This is a genomic window from Algoriphagus vanfongensis DSM 17529, from assembly GCF_000429465.1.
Classification (GTDB): Bacteria; Bacteroidota; Bacteroidia; order Cytophagales; family Cyclobacteriaceae; genus Algoriphagus; species Algoriphagus vanfongensis.
Window position 1 is genome coordinate 139,418 of the sequence record NZ_KE386906.1, and the last position, 17,080, is coordinate 156,497.

At 42.0% G+C, this 17,080-nt stretch carries 15 protein-coding genes; 14 read left to right on the plus strand and 1 reads right to left on the minus strand.

Annotation, left to right across the window (positions count from 1 at the left end):
* Nucleotides 1-24: 24 nt before the first annotated feature.
* The 11 genes from G460_RS0119500 to G460_RS0119555 all read left to right on the plus strand — a co-directional run bounded on the left by G460_RS0119500 (nt 25) and on the right by G460_RS0119555 (nt 12,674).
* Nucleotides 25-726 carry an acylneuraminate cytidylyltransferase family protein gene (locus G460_RS0119500; protein ID WP_026956917.1) on the plus strand — a complete coding sequence of 234 codons (702 nt, stop codon included), beginning with the start codon at nt 25-27 and terminating at the stop codon, nt 724-726.
* A gap of 119 nt (nt 727-845) precedes the next feature.
* Entirely contained in the window at nt 846-1,808 is a 963-nt protein-coding gene (locus tag G460_RS0119505) for an MraY family glycosyltransferase (RefSeq protein ID WP_026956918.1), read from the plus strand.
* Between the two features lie 533 nt (nt 1,809-2,341).
* The gene (locus G460_RS0119515; protein ID WP_026956919.1) at nt 2,342-2,812 is read left to right on the plus strand and encodes a hypothetical protein; all 471 of its coding nucleotides are present in this window, start codon (nt 2,342-2,344) and stop codon (nt 2,810-2,812) included.
* Nucleotides 2,813-2,836: 24 nt separating this feature from the next.
* The gene (locus tag G460_RS0119520) at nt 2,837-3,415 is read left to right on the plus strand and encodes a hypothetical protein (protein ID WP_026956920.1); all 579 of its coding nucleotides are present in this window, start codon (nt 2,837-2,839) and stop codon (nt 3,413-3,415) included.
* Nucleotides 3,412-4,251: a hypothetical protein gene (locus tag G460_RS0119525; protein WP_026956921.1), complete on the plus strand. Its 840-nt coding sequence runs from the start codon at nt 3,412-3,414 to the stop codon at nt 4,249-4,251. The genes G460_RS0119520 and G460_RS0119525 overlap by 4 nt, the downstream gene beginning before the upstream one ends.
* Nucleotides 4,238-6,691, plus strand: a complete 2,454-nt coding sequence (locus G460_RS0119530) for a leucine-rich repeat domain-containing protein (protein WP_026956922.1) — start codon at nt 4,238-4,240, stop codon at nt 6,689-6,691. Before G460_RS0119525 ends, G460_RS0119530 begins: the two co-directional genes overlap by 14 nt.
* Before the next feature lie 80 nt (nt 6,692-6,771).
* Nucleotides 6,772-7,026 carry a hypothetical protein gene (locus G460_RS0119535; RefSeq protein ID WP_342667620.1) on the plus strand — a complete coding sequence of 85 codons (255 nt, stop codon included), beginning with the start codon at nt 6,772-6,774 and terminating at the stop codon, nt 7,024-7,026.
* A gap of 73 nt (nt 7,027-7,099) precedes the next feature.
* Nucleotides 7,100-7,240: a hypothetical protein gene (locus tag G460_RS23245; RefSeq protein WP_157366979.1), complete on the plus strand. Its 141-nt coding sequence runs from the start codon at nt 7,100-7,102 to the stop codon at nt 7,238-7,240.
* Between the two features lie 346 nt (nt 7,241-7,586).
* Nucleotides 7,587-9,344 (plus strand): hypothetical protein, encoded by a 1,758-nt coding sequence (locus G460_RS0119545; protein ID WP_026956924.1) that lies wholly within the window; start codon nt 7,587-7,589, stop codon nt 9,342-9,344.
* A 13-nt stretch (nt 9,345-9,357) separates the two neighbouring features.
* A complete protein-coding gene (locus G460_RS0119550; RefSeq protein ID WP_026956925.1) occupies nt 9,358-12,048 on the plus strand; it encodes a phage tail family protein in 2,691 nt (896 codons plus the stop codon).
* Between the two features lie 11 nt (nt 12,049-12,059).
* The gene (locus tag G460_RS0119555; RefSeq protein WP_026956926.1) at nt 12,060-12,674 is read left to right on the plus strand and encodes a hypothetical protein; all 615 of its coding nucleotides are present in this window, start codon (nt 12,060-12,062) and stop codon (nt 12,672-12,674) included.
* Between the two features lie 76 nt (nt 12,675-12,750).
* Here G460_RS0119555 and G460_RS22305 read toward each other — a convergent pair whose 3' ends face one another.
* Nucleotides 12,751-13,527 carry an endonuclease/exonuclease/phosphatase family protein gene (locus G460_RS22305; protein WP_084421462.1) on the minus strand — a complete coding sequence of 259 codons (777 nt, stop codon included), beginning with the start codon at nt 13,525-13,527 and terminating at the stop codon, nt 12,751-12,753.
* A gap of 116 nt (nt 13,528-13,643) precedes the next feature.
* Here G460_RS22305 and G460_RS0119565 point away from each other — a divergent pair, with 116 nt between their 5' ends.
* The 3 genes from G460_RS0119565 (at nt 13,644) to G460_RS0119575 (ending at nt 17,066) form a co-directional block, all read left to right on the plus strand.
* A complete protein-coding gene (locus G460_RS0119565; RefSeq protein WP_026956927.1) occupies nt 13,644-14,138 on the plus strand; it encodes a hypothetical protein in 495 nt (164 codons plus the stop codon).
* A 53-nt stretch (nt 14,139-14,191) separates the two neighbouring features.
* Nucleotides 14,192-15,790, plus strand: coding sequence for a tetratricopeptide repeat protein (locus tag G460_RS0119570; RefSeq protein WP_026956928.1), 1,599 nt, complete (start codon nt 14,192-14,194; stop codon nt 15,788-15,790).
* Nucleotides 15,791-15,980: 190 nt separating this feature from the next.
* Entirely contained in the window at nt 15,981-17,066 is a 1,086-nt protein-coding gene (locus tag G460_RS0119575; protein WP_026956929.1) for a phytase, read from the plus strand.
* Nucleotides 17,067-17,080: the final 14 nt, after the last annotated feature.

Consider the following 17,080-nt stretch of genomic DNA (forward strand, 5'->3'; position numbering starts at 1 on the left):
TATTAGTTTTATACTTAGATTTTAATGAGAATACTTGCTTTGATCCCTGCCAGGGGAGGATCGAAAGGAGTTCCTGGGAAAAATATTAAAGAATTGGCCGGTAGGCCATTACTTGATTACACCGCGAAAATTGCGAAACAGTCGTCTTTGATTTCCAAAGTAGCTCTGAGTACCGATGATGAAGCAATCGCAAAAGTTGGTAGTGCTTCCGGACTTGAAGTGCCATTTACACGGCCTGCTGAACTGGCATTGGATACTACCCCTACCTTGCCTGTGGTTCAGCATGCGCTGGATTATTACTCTTCGATTGGAGAGGACTATGACGCAGTTTGTCTTTTGGAAGTGACATCTCCCTTTCGGACCGTAGCATTTTTGGATCAGGCTATAAAAAAATTCATTGACTTGGATGCAGATTCCTTAGTTTCAGTATTGGAGGTCCCAGCTACTTATAATCCTCATTGGACATTTGAAGAAAATAAGGATGGTTATCTCGCTATATCAACAGGAGAGGGACAAATAATACCACGGAGACAAGCACTTCCAAAAGCCTATCATCGCGATGGAAGTGTGTATTTGACAAAGGCATCTATAATCCGCTCTGGTTCTTTGTACGGATCAAAAATGACTTTTTTAGAGAATGATCCTAAAAATTATGTCAATATTGACACCTTAGACGACTGGAAGGAGGCTGAAAATTGGATTTCTTTACATGGAAGTCCAGAATAACTTATACTTAAAAGATTATTTTTTAGGAAATCTCTAATTGCATTTTAGAAAGTCCTAAGCATAGGAAATAACTTTACAATTATTCATCAAGATTGCTTACTTGATTTTAAAATCGTTTCATGATCTTATCCTATTTATCCATTTTCCTATTTCTCCTGCTGATTGGTTTGGTTTATTACCGACTGGCCAGAAAATTCGGAGTATGGGATCTGCCCAATGAGAGGAGTTCTCATCGACAGGTGACAATTAGGGGAGGAGGGATTTTATTTCCAGCAGCAGCCATTATCTGGTGGCTGTTTTTTGACTTTCAGAATACTTGGATGATCATCGGAATGCTGTGGATATCGTCGATTAGTATGCTGGATGATATCTATACGCTTTCTGCCAAATTGAGATTTGGAGTTCAGTTTTTGGCGCTGACCATGGCATTTTGGGATCTTGAAGTCTTTCAGACGGTGGATTGGTATCAGCTACCCATATTATATTTCTTTGGCCTAGGGATCATCAATGCCATCAATTTCATGGATGGGATCAATGGAATCACAGGGCTTTATGGCTTGGTGTTTTTCGCGAGTTTGATGGTGGTCAATACTTATTCTCCCTTTTTTCAGGACGAGCTCCTACATTACGAGGTCTTGGCGATTTGCGTGTTTTTACTATTCAACCTGCGAAAGAAGGCTTTGATGTTTGCAGGAGATATAGGAAGTATCACGCTTGCCTATCTCATGATTTATTTTTTAACCAAATGGTATTTGGCTGATGGTAACTGGACAATTATTATGTTCCTGTTGATTTATGGAGTCGATGTGACAGCGACATTTGTCAGAAGAATCCAAAAAAGAGAAAAGCTAACCGAACCCCATCGTACGCATTTATATCAGTTTCTGGTCAATCAAGTGAAAATTGATCACGTGATCATCGCTTTAGTCTATGCTTTATTGCAAGGCGCAATCAATTTTGGGTTTTTTATCCTTCCGCAGGGCTATCCTGAGCCACGCACTGCTTTTGCCTTTATGGCGGTGTTGGGCTTTGCCTATCTGTTTTTCAAGAATTGGATCAGAAAGAAATATCTTTTGACTTGAGGTTGTTGCCTGTCGAATATCAAAGAAATTTGAAAGGCTCACTTTTGTGGGCCTTTCTGTTTTTGGTCTTTTGAGCACCCTGTGTTCAAGGATGACTTGGATAATTTCTAAGTGAAGTTTGGCGGTATTTGGAAAGAAGGTAACCTCATGACTTAGGACTATTTTTCGATGTCCGGTTGCAGGGATTATTTTTTGAGAAAAAAGTTCCAAAACTGATGAAATTCCTCAAACCTTCTCCAGACACTTGGCGTAGAAGCCATCAAATTCACCCACAGTATGTAAATCGAAAAATCTGAAATTTGAGAAAAAATGCCCCAAAAGCAGGCTTTTTTCCACACTTGTCCTCATGCTAGGCATTTGGCAAATACCGCTTATATGCTTTTAATAAAAATTGACAGAAGTAAAATTTCTTTTGGAACATGCATTGCAGGTTAATCATTGGTTTTTATTTACTTTGTCCCAAATTTCAAAAAAGGAAAAATCAACCAATAAGTTTTTCCAAAAACCAAATAAATCATAATCTATTCCCCAAAATGAAAGAAAAGTTCATCTCATTTTCGCTCAACCGCTCTTTGATGATTGCTATGGTGGCTTTGATGGCCATGGGTGCTTGTAAGTCCAAGAAAAAAGCTGTTCAGCCAGAGCCAGCTCCTGCACCCGTGGAGCAGACACAACCTACTCCGCCACCTGCTGCTCCTGAGCCTACTGCCGAAGAGCTAGCTGCACAGAAATTGGAAAGTGCTTTCAATGCCGTAGCTGCTGCCGGTAACACCGCCATGGCTAACCAATCTATCGAGCAGACTTTGGCTATGTTTTCCAATCAAGACACTCCAGTATTGATCGTGATCCATGAGGAAAACGGCATCAAGGACTACGACGAGCCTACTACTATCCGGAAGTATCTGGAATACCTCAAAGACACCAAGAAAAACCTAAACTATATCTCTGACATCCGTCTGGATGCCAACGGTAAGGTTTCTGAACTTGAATTGAGAAGAAAATAATTGTCCCTAGTAAACCATTTGAAAATGAAAAATAAATTAATCCTATTTCTTGGCCTTTTTCTTGCAAGTTCAGTAGTAGCTCTTGCCCAGTCAGATGATATCAGCCCAGCTAGAAAGCAGGCAATCGATTCTTTGGCTCTTGAGAAAGTAAAAGACTTAAGTAAATATATCGCTATCATCGGTAGCAAAGAGACTCAGTTTTCTGAGGCCAACCGCGTGATGGATCGTGCAGAGGAGCTTTTCGCTCCAGGTGCTGAGATGGGCGTATCTAGCATCAACTCTAACGAGATCGCTTACTATAAAGTGAGAAGATACTTTGAAAGATTGATGGCTTTGAACTACGACCGTGTCAACATTACTTGGTATGACATCCAGTATATCTCTGACTTGGAAAGACAACCTGACGGTAGATATGTGGGTGTGATCACCATCTTCCAGAGATTCGAAGGAACTTCTATTGAGACTGGAATGAACTACAAAGACACCACCAAAAAAGATATCACGATCTACGTAGAGAAAAAACAAACTCAAATCGCCGGTAGAACCATCGAATTCTGGGATGTGATGCTGGGTGATGTGCGTGTGACTGAAACATCTGCATGAGAATTACCTTAATTACCTTTGCGATTTTATTCGCAAGCATTTCGATTGTTTCCGCTCAGGGCATTGGCTCTGGCGGAACAATCCAAGATGACGGCCGATTGGCCGCTTCTACCAAACAACTCAATCAATTTTTCAGAAGATTCAATGCAGAAGAGTCTCCAGATGGCAATACTCGATATTATCCAGGTGACTCACTCTATCACAACCTGGCCCTTAGAAAGGGGTTTGTCCAGATACTTTTTGATAATCAGACAGGATCAATTTCTCCGGATTTAAAAAATCAATTTACCCAGTCATTACTTTCAGACTCGTATCCTCAGTATATCAATTTTCATCGTGAAGGGTGGTATTCAGAGGTTCAGGCCGAATTTATGTTTAAGGGAAAAAGAGAGAAAGCTACGCTTATCCTCAAGATCCAGCCAGAAGGCTTGGGCTATGAGTGGGTCATCGATGCGGTAAGCTTTCCTCCATTCAAAAATTTATTCAACAAACCGGTGGGTGACGAAAAAGATTTTCTCCATCCGCTATCCCACGAGCTGGGATTTATGAATTTGAGAAGGGCCTTTCAAGATTCTAAGATGCCCGAATCATTCACAAACAGCACCTTTCATCCAGATTACCTGACCATTTTTCTTTACGAAATGAAACAGGGAAATCTCAAATTCCTGACGGTAAACGATGTGAAGTTTCACTTCTTTCAAGTGGAAGGCTGGTATTTTGAAGTTTCTCAATTCAATCGTCCCGGTTTCAATACAGGTTGGTTGATTTCCAACTTGGTCAAATTAAATCCTGGAGATAAAAAAGCCATTGAAAAATACATTTATGATCAGAAGTAAGAGACATTTCCTATTGCTGTTGATTATCTTTTTGGCCGGTCCTATTGCATATTCTCAGAGTATCAAGGGCTACACCAAAGAGGAGATTAAAGACTTTTCTTCCAAGGTAGAGGATCAAGTCCGCTTCCTGGAATACCTGCTCAATACGGTGGGCTCATCCCAGACCTCTGCTAGAGACAAGGATGTGATCATCCGTGAGAGCTACCTGAAGATATTCAGAGATGCCGAGGTGCAGGTAGAAGATGATTTGCTCTTGGATCGCAAAGTAGTGACGAATAAAGACGTCACGGCATACATGAAAGACATTGAATTTTTCTTTCAGGATGTCAATTTCAAATTTAAAGTAAGAGAAGTAAAACCCGCCCAAAAGGACAATGGAGAAGTATACTTCATGGTTTCGCTGGATCGTACGCTAGATGCTACCGGCAAGGATGGCAAAAAGGTAACGAATACAAAACCACGATTTGTAGAGGTCAATCTTTTGGAAAAAAGTCAAGAGCTCAAGATCGTCAGCATGTATACTACCAAGCTCAGCAGAGATGAAGAGCTATTGGAATGGTGGGAAATCTTGAATCCTCATTGGAAAGCCTATTTCCAACAAAGATTTGATGTGAGTCCGTATGACTCCGTCGATGTGGAGCAACTGTACCGTTTCGTTTCGATTGATTCACTGGATATTTCTGGCACCGATTCACTGTTGGATCTGAGTCCTTTGCAAGCGCTTCGCGAACTCAAATTTGTAGATCTCAGCAATACGCAGATCACAGCTTTGGGTCCGATCTCTAATGTGACCTTCCTGCAATACCTTGACGTGTCCAATACCCCGACTTCGGATATCCAGTTTATCAAATATTCAGATAGGCTAAAAGAGCTCAATATTTCCAATACCCAAATTCAGGATATCAGTGAGCTGAGAAATCTAAAATCCCTGATGTCTCTGAAAGCTGAAAAAACTCCGATCATGAGCTTTGCTGTGTTGAATGAGTTTGACAGTTTGAGATCTTTAGAGTTGGCGGAGAGTGGCTTTAATAATGCAGAAAATATCAAGGAACTCAATAGGCTTGAGCGATTGGATCTGAGTAGAAATTATTTGATCAATTTCACCAGCTTGGGAGAGTTGGAGTCTCTCAGATATCTTAATTTGTCCCAGACCAATATCCAGGATTTGACTCCGCTGAATAAGTTGGAGAATCTCGAAATCGTAGATTTGACACAGACGGAAATTGCTGATATTTCAGTACTGAATGCCAAACCAAACCTTGAGAAAGTCTTGGCGGATCAGACTGGTTTGTCTGTCTCTGCAGCGGATAATTTTATTCGAAATAATCCTGATGTACTGTTGATTCACCATGTCAAGGACTTGGAATCTTGGTGGGCTGGACTATCCGACCCATGGAAGGAGAGTTTGAAAAAAGCGAATTCGCAGATCAGAAATGATCAACCGAATGTGGAGGTCTTGACGACTACTATCGGATTGGAGAAACTCGATCTTTCCAATTCAGGAATCGAGACACTTAATCCCTTGACTCGATTTGCGAAATTGAAATCAGTGGACTTTTCCGGAAATCCTATTTCTGACTTGCTGCCATTGAGTGAAGTCAAAACACTTGAGCAAATCACTGGGATAGATACAGAAGTTCGAGATCTTTCCGCTATACGCAATAATGAAGCACTCCAGAAAGTTAATTTTGAAGGAAGTCCGATAGAAAGTATACTTCCCGTATTGAGCCTTCCTAATCTGGCCTACCTCAATGTCGACAGTAGTGCCATTTTTGCCGAGGAGGTACCAGAAGTATTGATCAAAAAGCCCGAATTGACATTGATCTATCGGACAGAGGCTTTGCAGCTTTGGTGGAACGAACTTCCGACCAACTGGAAAGAAGTGTTTAGAAGGGAGTTTAAAATGCCTGAAGAACCAAGCACAGAGCAACTTCATGATTTGACAGGTAAGTCTACAATGGAGCTGAATAGAGTGTCAGTTCAAGACATTAGACCGTTGACTGTTTTTGCCAATTTGAGATCATTAAAAGTATTTGATGCTCCTATTCAGGATATTTCACCGATTTCTGAATTGAGTCTTCTGACCTCTCTTCAATTGTCCCAAGCGCCAATATCTGATTTCCTTCCTGTGTCTAGTTTGTTCAAGCTGGAAACTTTGGATATCTCTAATACTGGGATAGAGGATCTACAGCCGTTGGCTTCATTGACGGATTTGCGAGTTTTGAATATTTCAGGCACCAATCTCCGGGTTTTGAAAGGTCTTGAAGGTCTCCATAATCTCAAAGAACTAGATGTGGCTAGTACCAACCTCCGATCTCTGAGACCGATAGAGGGGCTGAGCGGATTAGAAAAATTAAGCTGCTTCAATACAAGGCTTTCTAGCCGTACTGTGGATAGATTCAAAGAAACTAATCCTGACTGCGAAGTGCGCTACTATTAAGCACAACCTTACCCTTAAAATAAAAAACCTCCTTCCTTCCCGAAGGAGGTTTTTTATTTGAAAATGCCCAACTTTGGGATATGATGTTTGACAGTTCTGATTTCCCCAAAGCGCTGGAGGAATCCACTTTTGAATCTTGGTTGGAAGCCGGTAGAAACAGTAAAATTTCTTTTGCCTATCTATTGATTATTTGGGATGACATGGAGGGAAGCTACAGTCCGGTGTATGTAGAAAATCGCTCTGATATGGCAGCCTATTCCAAGTATGGTGATTCACCTGAGCCGCAGGCGCTTGTAGCAGCCTATGATCTTTATTCTGAATCAAGGGTCGCTTAACACTTCTTTGTGATAAACTCCGGCTAATTTTCAAGCTAAACTGAACGAAGTTTTTTTTGACTCCTATAGGGAAATGAACAAAATCCAGGAAGCCTACGATCAGCAATGTGGCAATGGTATAAATCGGGACATGCAGGAAAAATGGAATATGTGGATCCAAGAGGCGCTGGAAGGAGACTGGACTAACTTGGTGCAGGCTGTGACCAAAGAGTAATAGTTTAAATGAAACACTTTTTCAGTCAGGCAATAGTGACTTGGATTTTTTGTGGATTTGGGATGATGTGCACTTTACAGTATCTCATTGACTGTTATTTAGTTGTGATTGTAACTTACTGAAATATACGTGTTTACACGTATTTACTTTCATTTGCAAAGCATCTACTTTTAATCTATTAATTCTTTGTTTCATTTTTCTCAATACCCCGTTTGATGTTTCTATTTGGTTTTCAGGCCGTTTAATTTCAGTTGACTAAGTTTTTATTGGATACTTTTCACAAAAGCACTTTGCCTGCTGATCATATTTTTAAATGAGGGTATTTGGGATCCAAACCTAAAATCTCATGAAAGAGAATCCCAATTTGGCTGGTTTTGACATGGTACTGGGTCTTTCCCAGACGACGATCAATTATCAGTTTAAAAAACTCTACCAAAACGACTTTATCCAAGATAAATGGTTCGCTTTGGTAGGAAATGTCCTGAATCCAAAGGAAGGTGAAAAGCCGTTCCATTTGGCAGGGGCCGATGATGAGTTGAAGTCCAAAATCGATCGTTGGATAGCACTGCAACATGATGTAGAAGAAGCCAAAAAATCGGAGGATTGGGCTGCTTTTGGACAGCTAATGAACACGATCAAGACTGAAGGGCTCAATTTTGACTATGCCTGGGATGCCGATCTCAAGGCTCCCAGCATTGAGATTATCGACAAGGATCCCCGCAACTTGTATTTCAATTTGTCATTTGAGGATGGCAAACTATACTATCGCCCTGAGTCCACCTCAGCTGTCAAGGTATTTGACCTGTCCGGTAGCGTCTATGCCTTTACTACTCCTATCGGTCGGATCAAGATAAACAAAGATCAGATGGTAATGGAGGCTGATGAGGCAATGGATTCGTTGATCCGAAATTCCGGTTTGTCGGAAGCTGATTTTCGAATTGAGAGCCTGTTTCTAAATCTTGAAAACGCCAACATTTCTGATTTTGACAAAAACAGGAGCAAGTTTCCAGAGGATGCCACTCTTCCGCTTCAGATAGCAGTGGAGAGCTACTTTAATTTGATGCTAAAGGGAGCAGAGAATCCCTATGTTTTGGGCTACGGTGTCACTCAGCCAGATGTCAAAAGTAGTGAGGCGATGTTTCAGCCTACTTCTTTGGCTTTTTCATCTAGCTACAGTAGCAAGCAAAATACCTCCAAGCCTATCAAAGGACAATTTAGCGCTTTGAATTTTCTGATGATGCTCAACAAGGAAGACGCTCCTACTGGACCGACGGCTGGGATTATGCCGGCTAGTGTGATCGAGCTGGGTAAGGATACGAGTTCTACTACAGATGGAGTTTTTGCAATTGATAGAGGACATTTTGACCAGTATATAGACTCATTGGATGCATATGTGGTCAGTGTGTTCAAGGAAAAAAAAGATGTAAGCATAGAGTCGGATGGTTTTCAAGTGAAAGATGGGAAACCTACGATGGTAGCCAAATCTCACATGTCAGGTGGGGAACTGGGAGATGACAAGATCGATACTACTTATACATTAGTAAGAAAACCTCTGAAAAATGTAGATCAGGGATTAGAAGTAGAGTATGAGTTTCATGTGAGCATCAAGGTACATTTGATCGCCAAGGTCTTTGTTGAGATAGAATTGAAACAGATAGACCTTTCTACCTCCGGTCAGTATAGCTACAAGGACGTGAAGGGTCCGGGGAAGGTCGGTTCTATGAAATTTCTGATCAAAAATGGCAAGGAAGGGCGGTTTGATCTTGAAAACTCTTTGGACCCTCCAACAATTGCTTTTGATGAATCGGTCTACCTTTTTGAAGGGGGGGCACTTAAGGTTTTCCTCAATATTCTCAAGCTGGTTCTGGCATGGCCGATCTTGATAGTAGAGGGTATTATCAACCAGATCGCCATTGACCTAGGCAACAAGGATGTCACCAAGGAAAATGAATCAATTCAAAAGCTCCGTGAGCTGGATGTGCTTAATCAGACCAATAAGGTAATCCTTCCATTGGGAAAAACCTATGCCTACAAAAACCTGAGAGCTATTGAAGATAAGTCTTTGATAGTCTATGATATCACCTATGCACCTGTCACCGAATAAACCCCTTTGAATCATGGAAAAAGAACAAGTAAAATTCGTATCCAAAGAAGACCAGGTAAGTGTCAGCTTTGCCAGTGAACTAATGAGTAATTACTTCCCGGAGTCCAATATCGAAGGGAGTAGGGAGATCCGGACTTTCATGGTTGGGCCAGACCAGTCATTGATCTTCTATCAGGATCAGCAGGAGATGCTCAAAGCTATTTTGAGAAAAGAAGGATCCGAGTCCGGCTGGATTCCCTTTTCGCTCTCAGAGGATGCCGTCAGATCCTATGAATTTGAATTCAATCCCAAAAAAGGAACATTTCAGCTAGCAAAAGTAGAAGGAAATCAAGTGTGGGTATCTCAGGCACTCGTGGTGAAAGATACTGATTTTGAGCAGCTGGATCAGGTCATCCAATGGCGTAAAATCCATGCCGATAGTTTTTCTGAAACCATTGACAAAGTTTCAATAGGTACGCGACATGTGCTTTTTGGGACTTCCGCTGAGAAGAGCGATGCTTTGTTTTACCTCGCAGATCTCAATGACCTAAAGCCAGTATCCTATACCTTTCCTGAGCATGCCAAGCGTATTGTTCAGTTTGAGCTTGGTACGTATGCCAAGTCTAGTGGCGTGTTTTTTCTGTATGAAATCGGTCAAGAGAGAACCATGCTTTTTCAGTCTTTTGAAGATGAGGAAACAGGGAAAACAGACGATGTACGATTTGAATCGGAGGAGTCATTCAACTGTTTTGCTCTGTTGGAGACGAGCTCCGGGAATCATATGCTGTATGCTGCAGGGAATCAGGTGCATGAATATAAGGGCCCTGAAAAAGGAGAATATGGTAAGCATGCTGTTCTCCCGGGTACTTATGATCAAATCCAAAAAATCCGCGTGGCGTCCTATGATCAAGAGCGAACAGTATGGGCCATGGATAAGCAAGGACTCTTTTATCAGACCAACCGCTTTTTTGACCAAAGCAGCCAAGGCTTTCAGGTGGGACAATGGACCAACCCTTTGCTCATGGTAGAAGGTGTGGCACAGTTTAGTTGTGCCAAGGGAAATGGCATCCGAAATCAACTTTATGCCATCAGTACAGAATATGGTAGTGAGTTGACGCGACTTTGGCAGGATAGTGTGACGACACTGTGGAATACCAATAAGGTGACGCTGTCAAATATGGATAGTTTGAAAGAAGTGGCTAGTTATTCGGCTCAAGTTCGATTTAGTACAGCTACTAGCTTGCGGTCCTTTCAGGGGCAAAAGGTGTCATTGAGTGCTGATTCGAACATTTTTGTGTATGTGGATAGCCAAAGTTATCACTTGGGGCCAGCTCATCAGGTCGAGATTAGTTTGGGACTGGTACCGGAGTTTACCATTATCTGCCCTGTGGAAGAGCTTGGAGCAGCCAATATTCATCTCACAGCAGATTTTCTACAAGGAGAAGAATTGATCAATCTGTCTGGAAAGGCACTCGATCGACTTCAGGATAAGATAGAAAAAGCGAATGGTCTCGGGAATGTCAAAAACTCCAAAGGAAAGCCATTAGTACCTGCTGGAGTGCAGCCAGATGCTGTCCAGGCTGCGCAGGCTGGGATTTCTCAAATGATCAGTGCTGGGAGTTCTATGGATAAAAAAGCTGCTCCGGTTTTGAATTCTTCCTCATTTAGAGTTCAGGGAGCGGTCTCCGCCGGTGTCTCTGCACCGACTGTAGAGTCATTTTTCGTACATGCCGGACATAGTTTGGGAGATTTTCTTCATACCGTGTGGAGCAAAGCCAAAGAGGCTTTTGAATTTGTGATGGAGAAAGTTGCCGATGGATTCAAGTTTATCATCAAAATAGGTGAGCAGGTTTTCAACTGGATCGTCAAGACGCTCCGCGAAATTGGCAGTTTCATCCAGCGAGTATTTGAAGCCATTGGGGTCTTTTTCAAGGATTTGTTTGATTTCTTGGCATTCCTTTTTGATTGGCATGCGATCCTAGAGACTAAAAGAGCTTATAAAGGCTTTGTCGAAAATGCAATAGTCAATCTCAGGGGAGAATTGGTGAATATTAGAAAATTCATCGATGCTACCTTGGAAAAGGAAATAGAGAAGTTTTCCCCTGAGTTAGTTTCTATTCCAAAAGACATTGCCTCAGTCAATGTATCCGAATCCCCGAAAGAATCCAGCCCCGACCCCCGGTCCAATTGGCTCAATTCTAAAAAGCAATACTTGGATAATGGAAAAACAAAAGGAGAAGGAAAAAAGATGCCAACAGAGTTGTCAGATGTATTCGAGAGTTTGATGGCTGATCTGATCCCTATTGTTCAAGAAACAGGCAAAGGATTACTGGAGGAGCTTAAAATTGTTGCGGATGAGTTTTCGAATGTTATCCATGGCAAACTATCCTTTGGTGAGTTTCTGAAAATAGCCATGGAGAAACTGGCCGGTTCTGGATTGTTTATTCTCAAGCAATTGATGGATGTCATTCTCCGTTCATTGGAATCTTTGGTAGAAGTGGCATTTATAGGGCTCACACAGCCATGGAATGTTCCTATTATCTCTCCTATTTACGAGGAGTTTTCCGAAGGCGACAAGCTGACTTTCTTGGATTTGATGTGTCTTTTTGTAGCTATTCCAAGTACCATCCTATTCAAAATAGGAGAGAATCAAGCGCCTTTTGAATCCGAAGAGGTCAAAGATGCATTTATAGCCAGAGGCAAAAATATTTTCCAACTAACTTAAACTGAAATCAAATGAGTGTTGATAGAACTATTGAAAAAATCCTCCAATATGCAGACGCTGGATTGACCAGTCTGGAGGTATTGTTGTTTCCTGCCGAGCAAATATTAGAGATGGCAGATCAGGAAGAAAATTTGATTTCCCGGACTAGCAATGTCCTGTTTGGTCTTGGGATGGTGTCGACAATTACTTCTTTCGGAATCGTCTATGCTCGAGACATCCAGCTTGATTGGAGATTTAAATGGATCGCTTATCCGGTTTTGACTCTTATTTTATTGGCTGAATCGATTTGGATCTATAGTATGATGAAAACCGGATCGCCCAAGCTTCTGGAGAAAATCCTGAATTTTGGAAAGCCAATACTTTATTTGGCTAGCGGCGGCCTGGTCATCGCTGCGATGATTTATAATCCTAAATCTTTCTTTAATATGATAAATGTGGGACGGGCGATCTATTTGGTCCCGGGGATCTTTGCTCTTCCTCCTTTGAAAAAGCTCCCATTCTATCCTATTGTTATTTTGGTAAGGGCTGGAGGGAAAATCACTCAACTTGCTGCACAAGTGATAGAATTAGCCTCTCCGGAAGAGGAACAATCAATCGAAGGAAGCTCACAGTTAGGTTTGGAATAAGTTAATTCTGAATCCCTTAACAGCCCTTTGGATTTCCAAAGGGCTGTTTTTTTTACTAAAATCCAGCTTGGGACGCTTATTTTCCAAAATCCACCACCGACAAGATCGGAAGATGATCCGACAGGTGGTTGGAGATAAATACTTTTTTCTGAAAGGACTTCTGGCTGATATCTTTGTCTACCAAGATGTAATCGATCTTTTTGGTTGGGTTTTGCTCTGGGAAGGTGAGGTCGGTGTCCTCCTGTGTGAGCTGGAAGCGTGATTTTAAGAGTTCCAGCTCGGGGCTGTCAGGTAGCGTATTCAAGTCTCCTGTCAAGATCACGGGATATTCTCCTTCTAAAAACCCCAATATCTGATTGATCTGAGTCATGCGGGTAGGATGATCCAAGGCTAGATGAGCAGTGGCAAACCGGATGTTTTTGCCGCTAGGCAATAGAACTCTAGCTGAAAGTAAGGCCAAAGTAGCCGTGTCTCCATTGGAGCGGATACTCATAATTCGATCATTTTTGACATCCTCCAAAGGGTGTTTTGAAAGAATTCCTAGGCCATAGGCACCGCCGTCATAGGCAAAATGTCTTGCAAACTTTGGGTTCATTTTGGTGATTTGAGCCAATATTCTCATTTGATCTTGTTTTCCAGATCGATTGCAGACAGAATCCACCTCCTGCAGTCCAACGATTTCTGCCTCTGACCTGAGGATAAAATCTCCCATTTCCCGCAGGGTCAATTTCTCCGCCCGAGTAGCTCCATGATGGATGTTGTAACTCATGACCTTCACTTCCTGAGCGAATAGCAAGCTGGATCGGCTAAAGGAACAAAAGATGAGAAGGATTACTAGATGGGATGCTTTCATGAGGTGAGTTGCTTTGGATTCCAGATCTTTACGTGTCGAAATCTGAAAAAATAGTGATAAAATATGTAGCTAATCAGGATGCTAGATCGTCTTCTTTGCAACCTAAACCTAATACTATGAAATCACAAATCAGCTTATTATTTGCCATCTTGGTTGTCGTTACATGTTTTTCATGCCAGAAAAAGGATGATATGAATCCAGCGGGTATGGACGGAACCTATGAATTTGCTTTCCAGAATGAGACTAATGAGCTTTGGATGGTTTATTCTTACATTTTTCATCCAAATGGAGATTTGGAAATCACACTGACAGCAAGAGAAAATCCGCAAGGGGAAGACTTGGGCTATGTCCTATCCAATAAAGGGTTTTATTATTTGGACGGAGAGGAGTTTAGTCAGTCTCTACAAGAATATTTCATTTGGTATTCCGAAGATCCGGAAGAACTCTTCGGCCCTAAAGATGGATTGGGAATGCTCGAGGATGCTGAGGAAAGCATAGAAAGAGGAACTCTCGTGTCCCAAAATGGCGGGCAGGAAATCATCATTACCTTTCCTTGTAAAGCGACTTATGAGGCTTGTATAGGAGATAGAGTGTTTTCAAAAGTTGACTGAAATACAAATAATCCTTAACAGCAAGTTCATATCACTTTCTGTACTTGCTGGGTATGAAATTTCTGATCCTTTTCTTCTTTGTATTTTCAGCTGATCCAGTCCAAAAGCCTTGGGAAACTTTTGAAAAGCAAGCTCTCACTAGCCCTCAAAAAGTTTTTGAAGAACTAACCGAAAAGGTAGAAAACAACCCAGACCTTGATCCTCTCCAAAAAGGAGAAATCCAATCTCTGAGGGGAAAGTTGCTTCTGGATTTTGGTTTGTATCAAGAGGCCGGAGTTACGCTCTACGAGGCAGAGGAGATTTTTTTGAGTCAAAATTGCTTGTCTTGCTTGGGCAAAAACCACAATTATCTAGGAGAGCTCTACTATAAAATAAAGGGAGTGGATGCCGCTCTGAAAAGACACCAGCAGGCACTGGAACTATTTGAAAAACTCAATCTAAGAGAGCAGGTTGCAAAAACGCAAGGGTTCATCGGTACGATGTATGAAAAGCTGGGCGATTATGAGCAGGCCATCGCGATGCAGCAGAAAGCCTTGAGAAATCTTGACTCCCAACCTCAAAGCTTGGTTCGTCCATTTATTTTCGAAAATCTCGGCAGCATCTACGAAGATCTGGAGCGCTATGACTCGTCCAAAGTCTATTTTTCTAGAGCTCTGGAATTAAACCTGGCTGTTAATGATAGCATTCATCTACCGGGCAACCTCAACAATCTGGCAGACATCGAGCGAAAAACCGGCAATTTCGAACGAGCTCTACTTCTGAGTAGCCAAGCGCAGAAGACGGGAGAAATGCTGGGAAATCTCTACCAACAAAAAAGTGCCATAGTCGACCTGTCTAAAACTTGGGCGCTTATGGGAGAGTATGATTTGGCTTACGAAAAACTTGAAGAAGCCAGAAAACTCGATGAAGAGATTTTTTCGGACGAGACAGCCCGGCAACTTTCCATGCAGGAAACACAGTACAGATTGCATCAGCAGATTGCTCAAATCAAACAGCTGGAGCAGGAGTCGGAGTTTGAGGACAAGTTTAGAGCCTTGCTGTTGTTCTTATTATTGCTTCTGGTTGGGCTAGGTTTGCTGATTTTCAACCGGCAAAAACTGAAAATAAGAAGCAGTAAAGCACTCCTTGAGCAACAGGAAAAAAACCTGCAAATCAAGGAAAGACTCATCGCCACAGAAAAAGAAAATATCAATCTCCTCGAAGCGCGCATGTCTGTGGAGGTAGAGTCTCAGACCAAAGCTTTGACTGCCCAGACCGTCCACTTGCTCGAAAAAAATCAGATGCTGGAAGAAATCCGTCAAAAACTGAAGAAGACTCTGGACGCAGAAACGAAGGATCAGAAAAAATGGATTCGCAATCTTATCAAGCAGATAGATTATAACTTTTCGCAGGACACGGATTGGGAGGATTTCAAAACCAACTTCGAAAAAGTACATCAGGATTTTTTCAAAGCCCTTGGTAAAAACGGGTTGGAATTGACTCCGGCGGAAGCCAAGCTGGCAAGTCTGATCCGAATGAATCTCAGCTCAAAAGAGATAGCGGCTACACTGGGGATTTCACCCGAAAGCTTGAGAATCTCTCGCTATAGGTTGAGAAAGAAGCTGGGCTTACAAAAGGGAGAAAGTCTTCAGAATTACATCCTTTGTATATGAGTCACAATTTGTTAACTCCATTTTAACATGGTGCAATAGGTTGGTTTTCAGTTTTTTGTGCGTGGGTTTTGATTTTTTGTTTTCGTTTTGTTAACGCTCAGATTCCTTTGAGTTGCCTAATTGCTAACGCAGATTTTTAGACATTTTCTCTGCACCGCTCTAAAATTGCCAGAGTAAAAACCAACAACAAATGCAAAGAAAAATTACAATGTTTTTAGGTGGAGCTGGACTTTTGGCTGGCTTTGCATGCAGTTCTCCGAAAGAAGAAATCAACACTGAAGTTTCTCTCCAAGAAGAGAAAATCAAGCCGCTTTATGTGACGGGGGCTTTGGATCATGATTCGGATGATCCGGCCATTTGGATCAATCCTGATGACGCCTCTCAAAGCCTGATCGTAGGCACAGACAAGGACTCCTTAGGGGCTTTGTATGTATTTGATCTCAAAGGAAACATCATCGACTCTCTCGTGCGAAAAGGAATTCAGCGTCCCAATAATGTGGACATCGGATACGGACTTCAGGCGGGAGACAGAAAGGTGGATTTTGCGGTTACTGGTGAGCGCTTGACTTCCAGACTGAGATTTTATTCTCTACCTGATATGACTGAAATCAACGCTGGTGGCATCGAGGTGTACTTGGGTGAAACTGGTCCAGAGTACAAAGATCTAATGGGTGTGGCAGTCTATCAGAGTCCTGAATCCGGCAAAACGTATGTGATCGCCGGTAGAAAGAATGGACCTACTGATGGAACCTATCTGTGGCAATATGAGGTGAAAAGTACAGCAACTGGAATTGAGCTGGAATTGGTTCGAAAGTTTGGAAACTACTCTGGAAACAAAGAGATCGAAGCGATCGCAGTCGATGCGGAGATGGGCTATATCTACTATTCTGATGAAGGAGTAGGTGTGCGCAAGTACTATGCAGATCCTGGAAAAGGGAACGAAGAGTTGGCTCTATTTGCTACAGAAGGCTTTACAAAAGATCATGAAGGCATTTCTATTTACAAAACAGGAGATGCGACAGGATATATTCTGGTGTCTGATCAGGAGGTCAACTATTTCCATGTCTTCCCAAGAGAAGGAGCTGAGGGAAATCCTCATGAGCATCAGTTGATCAGCAAACTACCACTCAGTACCATCTCTAGCGATGGGTCAGAGGTAACCAACAAAGCACTAGGTCCTGATTTTCCGAAAGGCCTGTTTGTGGCCATGTCAGATGACAAAACCTTCCAAATCTACAACTGGGAGGATCTTGAGAAATTTATCAAAAACAACTAATCCAGGCTATTCTA